This window comes from Azoarcus sp. TTM-91 (assembly GCF_012911025.1).
GTDB lineage: Bacteria > Pseudomonadota > Gammaproteobacteria > Burkholderiales > Rhodocyclaceae > Azoarcus.
The window spans coordinates 1-14,459 of sequence record NZ_WUEI01000110.1 but is presented as its reverse complement, the minus strand read 5'-3'; the positions used below and the strand labels follow the sequence as shown (position 1 = coordinate 14,459).

The 14,459-nt window shown below is 70.0% G+C and carries 9 protein-coding genes and 1 tRNA gene; 6 read left to right on the top strand and 4 right to left on the bottom strand.

Going from position 1 to position 14,459, the window contains the following annotated elements:
• The 3 genes from GRF61_RS20060 to GRF61_RS20050 form a co-directional block, all read left to right on the top strand.
• Nucleotides 1–459 (top strand): ATP-binding protein (locus GRF61_RS20060; RefSeq protein ID WP_248281355.1); only part of this gene is annotated, 459 nt, incomplete at its 5' end.
• The gene (locus GRF61_RS20055) at nucleotides 459–1,826 is read left to right on the top strand and encodes a sigma-54 dependent transcriptional regulator (protein ID WP_169152397.1); all 1,368 of its coding nucleotides are present in this window, start codon (nucleotides 459–461) and stop codon (nucleotides 1,824–1,826) included. The genes GRF61_RS20060 and GRF61_RS20055, both read left to right, overlap by 1 nt.
• Before the next feature lie 22 nt (nucleotides 1,827–1,848).
• Nucleotides 1,849–7,230, top strand: a complete 5,382-nt coding sequence (locus GRF61_RS20050; protein WP_169152396.1) for a diguanylate cyclase — start codon at nucleotides 1,849–1,851, stop codon at nucleotides 7,228–7,230.
• A gap of 417 nt (nucleotides 7,231–7,647) precedes the next feature.
• Here the strand turns inward: GRF61_RS20050 and GRF61_RS20045 are convergent, their stop codons facing one another.
• Together GRF61_RS20045 and GRF61_RS20040 are read right to left on the bottom strand one after the other, a co-directional pair.
• Nucleotides 7,648–8,898, bottom strand: coding sequence for a sensor domain-containing diguanylate cyclase (locus tag GRF61_RS20045; protein ID WP_169152395.1), 1,251 nt, complete (start codon nucleotides 8,896–8,898; stop codon nucleotides 7,648–7,650).
• Between the two features lie 264 nt (nucleotides 8,899–9,162).
• Nucleotides 9,163–9,239 (bottom strand) — tRNA-Met (locus GRF61_RS20040).
• A 248-nt stretch (nucleotides 9,240–9,487) separates the two neighbouring features.
• Between GRF61_RS20040 and GRF61_RS20035 the strand changes: the two genes are divergently transcribed.
• Both GRF61_RS20035 and GRF61_RS20030 read left to right on the top strand, forming a co-directional pair.
• A complete protein-coding gene (locus GRF61_RS20035) occupies nucleotides 9,488–11,818 on the top strand; it encodes an EAL domain-containing protein (protein WP_211166105.1) in 2,331 nt (776 codons plus the stop codon).
• Nucleotides 11,819–11,928: 110 nt separating this feature from the next.
• Nucleotides 11,929–12,432 (top strand): DUF4124 domain-containing protein, encoded by a 504-nt coding sequence (locus GRF61_RS20030; RefSeq protein ID WP_169152394.1) that lies wholly within the window; start codon nucleotides 11,929–11,931, stop codon nucleotides 12,430–12,432.
• A gap of 220 nt (nucleotides 12,433–12,652) precedes the next feature.
• Here GRF61_RS20030 and GRF61_RS20025 read toward each other — a convergent pair whose 3' ends face one another.
• Nucleotides 12,653–12,916, bottom strand: coding sequence for a hypothetical protein (locus GRF61_RS20025; protein WP_169152393.1), 264 nt, complete (start codon nucleotides 12,914–12,916; stop codon nucleotides 12,653–12,655).
• A gap of 227 nt (nucleotides 12,917–13,143) precedes the next feature.
• On the opposite strand from GRF61_RS20025, the gene GRF61_RS20020 reads away from it, so the two are divergent.
• A complete protein-coding gene (locus GRF61_RS20020; RefSeq protein WP_169152392.1) occupies nucleotides 13,144–13,761 on the top strand; it encodes a DUF4142 domain-containing protein in 618 nt (205 codons plus the stop codon).
• Between the two features lie 59 nt (nucleotides 13,762–13,820).
• Here the strand turns inward: GRF61_RS20020 and GRF61_RS20015 are convergent, their stop codons facing one another.
• Entirely contained in the window at nucleotides 13,821–14,354 is a 534-nt protein-coding gene (locus GRF61_RS20015) for a 2,4'-dihydroxyacetophenone dioxygenase family protein (RefSeq protein ID WP_169152391.1), read from the bottom strand.
• Nucleotides 14,355–14,459: the final 105 nt, after the last annotated feature.

Below are 14,459 nucleotides of genomic sequence, written 5' to 3'. Positions count from 1 at the left end.
CCCCGCTTTGCCCCCACCGACCTGCACGCCCTGATCCGCAAGAGCCTGGGCCTGCTGTCCGGACAGGCGGAGAAAAAACGCATCCGCTTCGATGCCGTGCTGGAAGCCGTCAACCCGGAAGTGGCGGTGGATGCCGAGCAATGCACCCAGGTGATGCTCAACCTGCTGCTCAACGGTATCCAGATCCTGGCCGAGGGCGGCCGCATCCGGGTGTCAACCCGCGACAGCGCCGAGGAGTTCACCATCGACATCGCCGACGACGGCCCCGGCATCCCGCCGGCCGAGCGCAGCCGGGTGTTCGAGGCCTTCTTCTTCCGCCGTGAAGGCGGCATGGGCCTGGGGCTGGCCATCGTGCAGCAGATCGTTGCCGCCCACGGCGGCAGTATCGAGGCAGGCGACAGCGAGCTGGGCGGCGCCCTGTTCCGCATCCGCCTGCCCCGCCGGAGCGAGGAATCCTGATGAGCAGCAGCGGCAAGTACATCCTGGTCGCCGACGACGAGCCGAAGATGCGCCGGGTGATGGAGATCCTGCTCAAGCAGCTCGGCCACACGGTGTTCGCCGCCGGCGACGGCCGCGAAGCCCTGGCGCTGGCGCGCGCCAACCCGCTGGACCTGGTGATCACCGACCTGCGCATGCCGGAGCTGGATGGCATCGGGCTGCTGACCGCGCTGCGCGCCGAAGGGAACGAGGTTCCGGTGATCGTCATCACCGCCCACGGCACGGTGGAATCCGCCGTCAGCGCGATGAAGCTGGGCGCCGCCGACTACCTGCTGCGGCCCTTCGACCTGGATGCCCTGGAGCTGGCCATCACCCGGGTGCTCGGCGCCGCCGGCATCCGGCGCGAGAACGCCTTCCTGCGCGAAGAGGTGGAGCGCGGCCGCGGCACCTTCGTCGGCGACGGCGCGGCGATGCGGGCGGTGTACGAACTCATCGGCCAGGTCGCCCCCACCCGCAGCACCGTGCTCATCACCGGCGAGACCGGCACCGGCAAGGAATTGGCCGCCCGCGCCATCCACGATGCCTCGCCGCGGCGCGACAAGCTGTTCGTGCCCATCAACTGCGCCGCCATCCCCGCCGAGGTGCTGGAAGCCGAGTTGTTCGGCCATGAGAAAGGCGCCTTCACCGGCGCGGTGCGCGAGCGGGTAGGCAAGTTCGAACTGGCCGACGGCGGCACCCTTTTCCTCGACGAGCTCACCGAGATGCCGGTGGCCCTGCAGGCTAAGCTGCTGCGCGTGCTGCAGGAAAGCACGCTGGAGCGGCTGGGCGGCAACCGCAGCATTCCGCTGGACTTGCGCCTGGTCGCGGCCACCAACCGCGACCCGCGCCAGGCGGTGCGCGAAGGCCGCCTGCGCGAAGACCTCTACTACCGGGTCAACGTATTCAGCATCGCCCTGCCGCCACTGCGCCAGCGCAAGGAGGACATCCCGGCGCTCGTCGCCCACTTCATCGCCAAGCACGGCCCCGCCGGCCAGTTGCCGCGGGTGGACGCCGCCGCGCTGGAAGTCCTCTCCGGCTACGATTGGCCGGGCAATGTGCGCGAACTGCAGAACATGGTGGAAAGAGCCCTGGTGCTCGCCCGTGGCGGTCCCCTGCGGGCGGAACACTTCCCGATGGAGGCGGCCCCGGCCGGCGCGCCCCCCGGCGAGCCCGGGCCGCCCCCCCTGGGCCGCATGAACGAGGTCGTGGAAGCGCTGGAGGCGCGGATGATAGACGAGGCGCTGGCGCAGACCGAAGGCAACAAGGCCCGCGCGGCAGCGCTGCTGGACATCAGCGAGCGCACGCTGTGGTACAAACTGAAAAAGTACCGTCCCAAGGACAAGTACTGAGATCTCCCGGCCGACGCACCCCATGACGCCCACCACCCCGGACTGCAACGCCCCGCCCTGGCTCCCGGGCCAGCGCCTCGGCGACCTGGAACCCGTGTGCCTGCTGCACGAAAGCAGCCGCTCCCTCGTGCTGCGCATGCGCGAGGCCGACGGCACCCGCGTCATCGTCAAAGTGCTGCGCGCCGCGGTACCGGAACTGCGCGCCCTGGGCCGCCTCCGGCAGGAGTTCGAGCTCGGCCGCCGCTTCCACCACCCGGCAGTGCTGCGCCCGCTGCGGCTGGACAGCGACGGCGGCCGGCTCTACCTGGTGCTGCCCGACGATGACGCGGTGGCGCTGCGCCAGCGCCTCGCCGACGGCCCGCTGGATTCCGCCGCCGCGCTGGAGATGGCGCTGACGCTGGTGGATGCGCTGGCGGAGGTGCACGCCGCCGGCGTCATCCACCGCGACATCTCGCCGGGCAACATCCTGCTGGCCGGCGGCGACCACCGCCGCCCCCTGCTGGCCGACTTCGGCATTGCCGCCGAGATCGCCGCCGAACGCCCGCTGGCGCCCCGCGCCGACGAACTGGAAGGCACGCTGAGCTGCATGGCGCCGGAGCAGACCGGGCGCATGAACCGCGACGTCGATTACCGCAGCGATTTCTACAGCCTGGGGGCCAGCCTGTTCGAGGCCGTCACCGGCCAGCCGCCCTTCGTCTTCCGCGACGCCGCCGAAGCCGCCCATGCCCACCTGGCGCGCCCCGCGCCGGCGGCGGATTTCGTCGAGCCCGGCGTGTATCCCCCGCTGGCGGCCATCATCGCCCGCCTGCTCGCCAAGGAGCCGGACGCCCGCTACCAGAGCCACGACGGCCTGCGCCGCGACCTTCAGCGCGCCCTCGCCGGCCTGCAGGCCGGCGACCCGCTGCCCGGCTTCGTCGCCGGCGACGGCGATCTCGCCGAACGTTTCCAGCTCTCCGGCCGTCTCTATGGCCGCGAAGACGAAATCCGCCTCATCGCCCGCAGCTTCGAGGCCGCCGCCAGCGGCACCGCCCGCCTGCTCGCCATCTCCGGCTTCTCCGGCATCGGCAAGACGGCGCTGGTGCGCCAGGCCCAGCGCAGCCTGCTGGCCCAGCGCGGCAGCTTCGCCAGCGGCAAGTTCAGCCAGTTCGGCCGCCACATCCCCTACGGCGGCTTCATCGACGCCCTGCGCCAGCGCGCCCGGCAGATCCTCGCCCTGTCGCCGCACGCCCGCGGCCGCTGGCAGGAAAGGCTGTGCCAGGCGCTGGGCACCAATGCCCGCATCGTCACCGACGCGGTACCGGAGTTCGCCCGCCTGCTCGGCCCGCTGCCGGGCGTGGAGCGGCTGGAGCCGAACGAGGCGGAGAACCGCTTCCTGCTCGCCATCCGCCTCTGCCTGGGCGCCCTCGCCCATGCCGACGAGCCGCTCACCCTCTTCCTCGACGACCTGCAGTGGGCCGACCCGGCCTCGCGCCGGCTGCTGCGCGAAATCGCCCAAGACAGCGGCCTGCACCACGTGCTGGTCGTGATCGCCTACCGCGACAACGAGGTGCCGCCCGGCCACCCCTTCGCCGCCGACCTGGAAGAGTTCGCCGGCCTGGGCGAGCGCTACGCCGCCATCGAGGTGGCGCCGCTGACGCCGGGCGACGTCGCCCGCCTGTTCGCCGACAGCCACCTGTACCCGCCCCACCGGGTGGAAGAGCTGGCCGCGCTGTGCCATGCCAAGACCGCCGGCAACCCCTTCTTCCTGCGAAACTTCGTGGACGACCTCTACACCCGCGGCCTGATCCGGCGCGAAGCCTCCGGCCGCGGCTGGAACTGGGACAGCAGCGAAGTCGCCACCGCCGCCATCGCCGACAACGTGGTCGAGCTGCTGCTCAGCCGCCTGCGCCGGCTGCCGGACGGCGCCCGCAATGCCCTCACCGCCGCCGCCTTTCTCGGCGCCACCTTCGATCTCGGCACCCTTTCCACCGTGCTGGAACTTAGCCCGCGCGACACCGCCGGCCTGCTGGCGCCGGTGCTGGCTGCCCAGCTGCTGGTGCCCGCCAGCGAGCTCTACCGCTACGCCCCGCGCCTGAACACTGATGAGAGCGACGGTGCCGATGTACGCTACGCCTTCGCCCACGACCGCATCCAGGAAGCCGCCTACGCCCTGGTGCCCGCCGCCGGGCGCGCCGCCCTGCATCTGCGCATTGGCCGCCTGCTGCTCGCCCGCCTGGGCGAACCGCCGCCCTTCGAAGTGGTGAACCACCTCAACGCCGGCCGCGCACTGATCGCCGCCGACGAGGAACGCCAGCAGCTGGCGCGCTGGAACGCCGCCGCCTCCCGCCAGGCCGCGGAGGCCGGCGCCTTCGACCTCGCCGCCGACTACGCCGACGCCGCGCTGGCCGATCTGCCGGACAGCCGCTGGCAGACGCTGCCCGAGCGCCGCCTGGCGCTGCAGGTGCACGCCGCCCGCATGGCCGCCCTCGCCGGCCGGCCGCAGCGCATGGAGGCCCTGCTGGACGACGGCCTGCGCCACGCCGCCGACGCCACCGCCGAGGCCCGCCTGCAGGAGGTGCGCATCGAATCCTTCTACGCCTCCGGCAAGCTCAACGAGACCCTGGCCCAGGGCCTGGAAGCGCTGGTGCTGCTGGGGGTGGAGCTGCCGGCGGCCGACGACCTCGCCGCCACCGCCGCGCTGATCGCCGCCTGCCGCGACGAAGTCGCCGCCCTCGGTCTGGAGGTGCTGGCCGAACTGCCGCCGATGACAGAGGCCGGGCCGCTGCGCCAGCTCTCCATCGTCACCCGCATGACGGCCGCCGCCTACATCGCCCGCCCCGCGCTGCTGCCGCTGCTCACCGTACTGCAGATCCGGCTGATGAAGTCCCACGGCCACCTGCCGGCAGCGCTCTCCGCCTACTCGGTGCTCGGCCTGATGTGCGCCGAAATGCTGGGCGACTACGATTTCGGCTGCCGCATCGGCCGCATGTCCATGCAGCTGGTGGAGCGCCACGGCTGGCGGCCCGCCTATGCCCACGCCAGCTTTTCCTACAACGCCTTCCTGCGCCACTGGGTGGAACCGCTGGCCGACAGCCTGCCCGGGCTCATGGAAACCCACCGCAACGGCGTCGAATTCGGCAACCTGCGCCACGCCGGCCTCAGCCTTTACGTGCATGACTATCACGCCTTCCTCGCCGGCCGTCCGCTGGCCGAACTGGAGGCGCAGCTGGAGGAGCATGCGGCGGTGCTGGTGCGCATCCGCCAGCCGGTGGCGGCGGACTATCTCTCGGTGCTGCGCGCCACCGTCGCCGAGCTGCGCTCGCCCCGCCTGCCCGAGCGGCCGCTCGAGAGCAAGGGCTTCTCCGCCGCCCGGCTGGAGGAGGCATACTCCGCCCGCGGCGACCGCACCGGGCTGATGTTCCTGCACGCCTTCCGCGCCCTGCTGCACTTCCTCGCCGGCCGCTACCAGGAGGCGCTGGCCGCCGGCCATGCCGCCGCCGATCACTTCTCCGCCGGCCGCGGCATGCACATGGTGCCCACGGTGGAATTCATCCGCGCGGTGGCCGGCCTGCGCCACGCCAGCGCCGGTGACGAAAGCGCGCTGGCCGAGGCCGAACGGGTGCGCAGCCGCTTCGCCCAGCTCAACGGCGTCAATCCCCATACCTTCGCCGCCAAGTGCCATCTGCTGGACGCGGAGATCGCCCGCTTCCGCGGTGACGAAGGTGTCGACGGCGCCCACATCGCCTACGCCCTGGCCGCCTCCGCCGCCCATGCCGCACCCGGCGGCACCCTGCTGGACGCCGGCCTTGCCGCCTGGCTGCTGGGCACCCATCGCCAGTCCCGCCTGCCGGCCGGCAGCAGCGATCCGGCACTGGGCGAGGCGCGGCTACAGTTCCTGCACTGGGGCGCAGAGGCCCTGGCTGCGCGCATCCGCCCGGTAGGCATGGACGCCGAGACCGTGGTGCAGGGCACGGCGGCCAACGCCATCGACCTCAGCAGCCTGATGAAGGCGGTGCAGGCCATCACCGCCGAAACCGACCTGCCGCAGCTGCTCACCCGCCTGCTGCGGGTGGTGGGCGAAAACGCCGGCGCCCGCCGCGCCGCCGTCGTCCTCAGCCAGCGCGGCGGCTGGGTGCTGGCCGCCGACAGCGCTTCCGGCTCGGCCGCGGGCAGCGCCGGCACGCCGCTGGAACAATGCGGCGACCGCCTGCCGCTGGGCCTGCTGCGCACCGTGCTCGCCACCGGCGAAAGCGTGCTGATCGAGGACGCCGCCCACGACCAGGACTGGGCCGCCGACCCCTATCTGCACGCCCACGGCGCCCGTTCGGTGCTGGGCGTGGCGCTGCAGCACCAGGGCCGCATCGTCGGCGCGCTGTGCCTGGAGAACGACGCCATAGGCGGCGTGTTCACCGCCGGCCGCAGCCAATTCCTGGAGCTGCTCTCCGGCAACATCGCCGGCGCGGTGGACAACGCCCGCCTCTACGACCAGCTGCGCGAGCTCGCCTCCAGCCTGGAGCGCCGGGTGGCCCAGCGCACCCGCGAGCTGAGCGCCAGCGAACGCCAGCTGCGCACCATCCTCGACAAGGCGCCGGTGCCGATGACCATCACCCGCCGTGCCGATGCGGTGCTGGTCTATCTCAACCCGGAAGGCGAGCGCTTCAGCGGCCTGCGTGAAGACGAGGTGGTCGGCCGGCCAGCGCTGAGCTTCTACCGCGACCCGGCCGACCGTGAACGCATGATGCGCAGCTACAAGGCCGCCGGCTCGGTGAAGGACCACGAGCTGTGCCTGCGCATGAACGACGGCAGCGAACGCTGGGTGATCGTCTCCATTGTGCCGATCCACTACGACGGCGAGGCCGCCGACCTGGCGACCATGGTGGACATCACCGAGCGCAAGCGCATGGAGCTGGAACTGCACCGCCTGGCCACCACCGACCCGCTCACCGGCATCGCCAACCGCCGCCGCTTCTTCGAGCAAGCACAGCACGAGGTCGCCCGCGCCCACCGCTACGGCAATCCGCTGGCCCTCGTCATGCTGGACATCGACCGCTTCAAGACCGTCAACGACAACCACGGCCACGCCGCCGGCGACCTCGCCCTGCGCGAAACCGCCCAGGCCTGCCAGGCGGAGATCCGCGAGCAGGATCTGCTCGGCCGCCTGGGCGGCGAGGAGTTCGCCATTCTGCTGCCGGAGACCTCGCCGCTAGCGGCAGAGGCGCTGGCCGAGCGGCTACGCGAGCGCGTCGCCGCGCTGGCGCCGGTTGCCGACAACGGCCTGCAGTTGCAGCTCACCGCCAGCTTCGGCGTCACCGAACTCGGCACCGGCGAGGCGCTGGACCGCTTCCTGGCACGGGCGGACGCCGCGCTGTACGACGCCAAGCACGCCGGCCGCAACCAGGTGCGCTGCCGCCGGCCAGGCGGGTGAGCGGGCAGCTAGGGTTTTCCCCAAAGGCTGAGGATAGTGCTGTGGACGACGCTGTGGATAAGTCCCCTGCGCTGCGCCACTGCAAGCCCCGACCTGCCTTGCCCCTTTTTTGGGCAATAAATCCAAAAGCATATCCCCAAGGCATTTACCGCAGAGCACCAACGAAACCAGTCAGGCAGTCAAGCCCCTGCGAATGGCTTTTTCGGGCCTTCCACCGCCCGCGCTGATTCGAGAAAAGGCAGGAGCCCGGCGCAGCTCGCCTGGACGAGGACAAGCTCAAGAGTAGTGGCGCCCGACTGTCTTGGACTGTCTTGGCCTCGATGCGGGCAGGCATGCGATGCGGTGTGCGCCGAGGCCTGGTACCGGCGGAAGGATGGCACTTTCGCCGGCGAACGAGGGCCGGGCCTTTCTTCGCCTTCAGGCGGAATCGCCGAAGATGCGGAAGGTGCCCCGGCCGGCACGCTTGGCCGCATAGAGCGCCTGGTCCGCCGCGGACAGCAGGCCCCCGGCGTCGACGCCGTGGGCTGGCGCGCTGGCGATGCCGATGCTGAGCCCGACGAGGATCGCGGCCCCCTCGTAGGCGAAAGGGCGACGCGCGGCCTGGATCAAACGTTCGGACAAGCCTGCCGCATCCCCCAACCCCAGCGGAATGATGGCGGTGAATTCGTCGCCCCCCAGGCGCGCCACGCAGTCTTGCTCCCGCAGCACCGCGCGCAGGCGCTCCGCCATCTCGCGCAGCAGCGCATCGCCAGCGCGATGACCCAGGCTGTCATTCACCTGCTTGAAGCGATCCACATCCATGTAGAGCAGCAGGAAGTCTTTCTCATCCGCTTTCATGCGTGCCACCGCCGCCTCGAGACGGCGGTCGAACTCCACCCGGTTGGGCAGCCCGGTCAAGGCATCGCGGGCAGCAAGATCCTGCAGTTGCAGTTCCATGGCCTTGCGCCGGCCGATGCCCCGCACGGAAGAGACATAGCCGTCCGCCACGCCGCTCACCGGATCGCGGGTCAAGCGCACGCAGGCCTCCAGCCATACCCAGGAACCGTTCTTGTGCCGCTGGCGCTGCTCGCTCACCCCGAACTCCAGGCTACCCTCGCGCACCTGTCGCATCAGCGCGGCGAACGCCGGCAGATCGTCGGGATGAGTCAATTCCATCGCACGCTGCCCAATCAACTCTGCCGGCTCGTAGCCAAGCAGAGTGCGGACCGAGGGCGAGATGTAGCGGCGCACCCCGTCCAGATCGCCCCGGACGATGGTGTCGGTGGAGGCTTCAGCAAGCAGCCTGAACTGCGCGGCCTCCTGCGCAGCCTCAGCGGCCTCCCGCTCCAGTTCCAGGCACTGCGAGGCCACGGCGGCCAGGGCAACGAGGCGCTCCACGGCCTGCGCCTCCGCCGTGCGCGGCCGAAAATCGAGCAACGCCAACCGTCCGCCCCCTGGCCCGCCCAGCGGCGCGCTGGCATAGAAGCGCACTTCGGGAGGACCCGCCACCCAAGGTGCAGCAGACCATTCGGGACAGGCGCGCAGCTCCTCCAGCCAGAGCGGCGGCAGGCCCTGGTCCGGCCACGCCCCGCCCGCGTCCGCCCAGGCGCTTACCCGCTCCCGCAAGCGGCCGTCTCCGGCCCAGGCGCCTTCGCCCCCACACAACAACGCCAGGGGAACGTCGAACAAGGTGCATGCGCTCCGGCACAGGACATCGAGAGCAGATACGACAGGACTCATGCAGGATCACGCAGCAAGGGAGACTACAGACGGGAGGGACCGTGCCCGCAATTCCGGCGGAGGGAGAGGCCCAGCCCGGGAAACAGCGGCTGCGGCTTGGCGTTTTCCCTGGCAGAGACAGAACCGATGCAGACGAAGCCCCGCCGCTGAGCCCTGCTGGAGAGGACACGCAAAAACGAAGACCTGCGCATTGCGCAGGCCTTCGTTCATATTTGGTTGCGGGGGCAGGATTTGAACCTGCGACCTTCGGGTTATGAGCCCGACGAGCTGCCAGACTGCTCCACCCCGCGTCGGAGAAGGCATAACTATAAACAAGCATCCGAAGTAGGTCAAGAACTATTTGCAGAAACTGCTACGGCGCCCGCCGGACCAGCCTCGTGCCCGTTACACGTCACATGAATGTAATCCGGACAACCCAGCATTACGCACTTCGACATACTCGCCCTGCCCCTCCCGGCGTGCGGGATCAGCCACTGTGAGCGACGATACGATCAGCCCTCCTCCCTCGACACCGCTCCTTTCCCCGCCTGCGCCTGCCGTGCTGGAACGGTGGCGGCGCCTGGCGCGCTCGGCGCACCTCGACGGCTGGTCCGGGCTCACGCTGGGGCCCTTGCTGCTGGCGATTCCGCTGCTGGCGGCCATTTGGTGCAGCCACCTGCTGTACGCCGAACGGGAGCGCCAGCTGGCGGTGGACAACGTCCTGCAGGACAACGCCAACATCGCGCGGATGGCCGTCTCCGTGCTGGAGCAGACGCTGGAGCGCGGCCGCCGCCACGCCCGCCTCGCCCGCGCCGGCCTGGACAACGCCCGGCTGCTGGAAGGCCTGCGGCTGGCGACGAGCAGCGACAGCCTCTTCAGCGCGATGATGGTGCAGGACGCCCAGCGCGGACTGCTGTTCTCCTCCACCGTCACCGAGAGTGAGGCCTCCGCCCTGCTCCGCCTCGCCGCTCGCCCGGCCGGCGATGCTGCGCGCACTGCGCTCGCGGGCGAGGTCACCCTGCTGCCCGCCGAACGCGGGCCGGATGGCAACTGGCGCCTGCCGATGGCCATTCCGCTGTCGAGCGCGCTGGGCAACCGCGGACAGCTGCTTGCCCTGGTGGACGCCAGCCGCCTGCTGCAACCTTTCCGCACGCTGGACCTGGGCAGCGGGGGCGCGCTGCGCATCTACGATGCCAGCGGCCGCAGCCTGTTCGACACCCGCAGCGACGACAGCCGCCGGCTTGTTGCCGACGATGGCAGCGACAAGCTCTTCGCCGCGACACTGCAGGGCCGCCGGACGGTGGAACGGAACGACGGCCGGCCGGCGCTGCTCGCCTTCGAGCGCTCGGCCGCCAGCGGCCTGGGCGTCGCCGTGGAGCGCCGGCTGGACGAAGTGCTGCACGGCGCCGCGCAGCGCCGCCTGGCCCCGGCGGGCTGGGCCTGGAGCCTGTCGCTGGTGCTGGTTGCCGCACTGGCGGCGATGGTGGTGGTGGCACGCCGCCAGCACCGCCTCTACCGCGAACTGAGCCGGGCCGAAGACGAGAAGGAACGCCTGATCGAACAGCTGAAAGAGGAAAAGGGCCGGGCCTACCAGCTCGCCTCCCACGACCACCTCACCGGCCTGCCCAACCGCATGCTGTTCACCGAGCTGGCGGCCAGCCACCTCAACCGGGCGCGCCGCAACCATGCGCCCTTCGTCATGATGTTTCTCGACCTGGACCGCTTCAAGGCCATCAACGACACCCTGGGCCACCGGGTCGGCGATCTGCTGCTGCGGGAAGTGGCGGACCGGCTGAAGGCCGCGGTGCGCGACACCGACATCGTCGCCCGCCTGGGCGGCGACGAGTTCGTCGTGCTGCTCACCGAGGTGGACGCCGCCGACGCCGCCGCCCGGGTGGCGCGCAAGCTGATAGACGCCCTCGCCCGGCCGATGAATTTAGACGGGCAGGACCTGGAGGTGCGCGCCAGCGTCGGCATCGCCATCCATCCGCGCGACGGCCAGGACATCGACGCGCTGATGCGCAACGCCGACTCCGCCATGTACGAAGCCAAGCGCTCCGGCCGCGGCTGCTTCCGCTACTACGACCCCTCGCTCAACGCCCGCTCCGCGCTGCACCTGGACCTGCACAGCCGCTTCCGCCGCGCCATCCTCGGCGAGGAATTCGTGCTGCACTACCAGCCGCGCGTCGCCCTCAACGGCCTGCGCATCACCAGCCTGGAAGCGCTTATCCGCTGGCAGCATCCGGAGCGCGGCCTGGTCTATCCCGGCGACTTCATCGACTACGCCGAGCAGGAAGGCTTGGTAGTGGAGTTGGGCAACTGGGTAGTGCGCGAAGCCTGCCGGCAGATCGCCGCCTGGCAGCAGGTGGGCATCGCCGTGGTGCCGGTGGCCATCAATGTCTCCGCCCGCCAGCTGCGCGACCAAAGCTTCGTCGAAGTCATCCGTGAAACCACCGCCCACTACGGCATCCGGCCCGACATGCTGGAAATCGAGATCACCGAGCGCTGCGTGGTGGATGACTTCGAACGCGCCCATGCCGCGCTGGAAGTGCTCTCCAGGCTCGGCCTGAAGATCGCGCTGGACGACTTCGGCACCGGCTTCTCCAGCCTCAGCTATCTGCGCCGGCTGCCCATCGACATCATCAAGATCGACCGCTCCTTCATCAACGACATCCGCAACCAGACCAACGACGCCGCCATCGTCGCCTCCACCATCGCCCTCGGCCACAACCTCGGCCTCACCGTCATCGCCGAAGGCGTGGAAACACGCGAGCAGGCGGTCTATCTCAAGGCCGCCGGCTGCGACGAGGTGCAGGGCTACTATTTCCAGCGCCCCATTCCGGCGGCGGACACCCTGCCGCTGCTGCGCGACGGCATTCCCGACCGCTGAGCCAGCGCACGGCCGGGGCCAGGGTCACCGAGCCGCCGCCCGGCCGCGAAATATTCCAACGTACTTTATTCGATGCGAGAATCGGCCGGCTTCCACAGCGCAGGCCCATCATGTCCGCATCCGCCTCATCTCGCCCCGTCCCGGCCGGCACTGCCCGAGCCCTCCTCCGCCACGGCCTCTCCTGCCTGCTGCTACTGGGCCTGCACCTGCCTGGTCCATCGCTGGCGCAGGTTTACCGCTGCACCGACCCCGCCGGCACCACCAGCTACCAGTCCGAACCCTGCCGGCAGCATGGTCAGGCGCTCGAACTGGACGCCCGCCAGCCCTCGGATGCCGAACGCCGCTCGAGCGAGGAGCGCAGCCGCCAGGACGGCGCCCGCCTGCGCCGCATCGAGGCCGAGAGGGAAGCCAGCGCCGAACTCGCCCGCGAGCAGCACGGCCAGCGGCGCAAGCACGAGCAACTCGCCGCCGAGCGCTGCAGGAATTACCTCGCCGAAGCGGAACAACTGGAACGCAGCGGCAACCGCAAGAGCAGCAGCCTGCGCGGGGAGAAAGACAGGGACAAGGCGCGCAGCCTGCGCGACAGACACTTCAGCGAGTGCTTTGCCCGCTGACTCAAGGGCAGACGGCCTTATACCCCGTCCGCATCACAGCGCCGGGTCACAGGCATGCGCGGAGCGAGGACCGGAACATGCCGCCCGGCCTTGCCGAAAGTACTCAGTCTTGCGCTCTCCCGCTGGCGCCTCCGGCATTCCCCAAGGCCTTCCTGCCGGCTCGCCCGGACATAGCTCTCATCAGCAAGGCGGCGGGAAAAACACCCACGGCGGCTCCGGGTCACTCCACCGGCGCCGCCGCTTCCCGTTCGGACACCAGGGTGCCGATGTAGTCCTGGAGCATTACGCCGACGCGGTCGATCTGCTCGTCGCTCAGGCGCATCTGGTAGACCGCATTGGCATCGTGCAGGCGGAGTGCCCGCTCTATCGCGAAGCGCAGGGATGCCTGGTTCTGGTTTGCACTCATGAGGGAGACGACAAGCAGGTTCAGGCACTCGATGCGCGCCTCCAGCGCGGCGAGCCGCGCCTCGGTCTGTGTAGGCACTCTCTACCTCTTTCGGACAGTTACGGAATCGAATCTACCCCCCGCTCCCCGTGCTGGGAACTGTATGGATGAACAAATCATCCCGGCCTTGATTTAGCGCAGAAGCGCACCTCCAGCCCTGCCGTGCGAAGAGGCCAGCCGGCATCCGTCTGCGCCGGGCACAGCGCTTGCGGGAAGCCACAGGCGCCCGATCCTGGGTGCTTTGCCATCACCCCACGGAGGAGAACATGACCCGACATCTCGCCAAGACCAGCCTTGCCGCCGCCTGCGCCCTGCTGCTCGCGAGCGGCGCCAGCGCCGCCGACACCCAGCCGGCGAATCCGCAGACTGCACCGCGCACGCCCACCACCACTCCCGGCGTCACCCCTGGCCCCGCCACCCAGCCGCGCGCCGATGGCGAGCTGCCGCGGGCAGACCGCAGCTTCCTCGAAGATGCCGCCCATGCCGGCCACACCGAGATCGAGGGCAGCAAGCTGGCCGAGCAAAAAGCCGCCAGCCCGGATGTGAAAGCCTTCGCCCGCAAGATGATCCAGGACCACACCAAGGTTGCTGAGGAGCTCAACGCCCTCGCTGCCAGGAAGGGCTTCAAGCTGCCTGATGGCCCCTCGCTCACCCAGAAGACCGAACTCACCGCCCTGCGCGCCCTCAGCGGCGACACCTTCGACAAGATGTACGCCTCTCGCGTCGGCGTGGCCGCGCACGAGAACTCGGTGGAACTGTTCCGGCAGGCGTCGCGGGAGGCGGAGGATCCGGAGGTACGCGCTTTCGCCGCCAAGCACCTGCCCGCGCTGGAACACCACCTGCAGGAGGCGCAGGCCCTGCATGGCAAGGTGGACAAGAAGTAGCTCCCCCGGCGCGCTTCGGCCCGCAGGAGCCGGAGCACGCCTGGTGCGGCCGCGCGCGCTCAGCGGAACAAGGTATCCACGTAGGCCGCGCCTATCCCCACCTTCTCGTAGTGGGCGCGACAGAGGGCGATGTAGTCGTGCACGTCGAAGTGGCCGACCGACTGGCCTGCCTCGTCCAGCCAGATCAGCGGCCCCTTGACGACGAAGAACACCCGCATCGGCTGCTCATGTTCGAAGGCGACCAGCGTATGGCCCTCGCCCGGCGTCTCGTAGACGAAGTCGCCGGCGGTGGCCACCCAGTCGTGTTCCAAGTAGCCCCACTTGCCGGACACCGTGTAGGCGAAGACCTCGTGCGGGTGATAGTGCCGGTTCACCAGGCCGGCGGACTTCGCCATCAGGATGTCGCACCACCTGTTCTCCGATGGCGAGATCCACAGCGGGCGCGAGCTCACCGTGTCGGTGAAGGGAACGTACCAGCGCTCGTCCTCGGTCGGCGCATTGCTGATATAGACCTCCGGCTTGGCGTCCGGCTTGAAGGCATCGGCGATGGGGGCCAGGTCGCGCCAGAATTCGTTACCTGTGGTGGTCAGCATCGCTGTCTCCTCTCTCTGTTGTTGATTGGAGAAGCGATGCTAGCCATGCGCTGCGGAGGCGGTTTGCCCGCCGCGGACGGCGTCTTTGCCTGGCACGGACAGCGC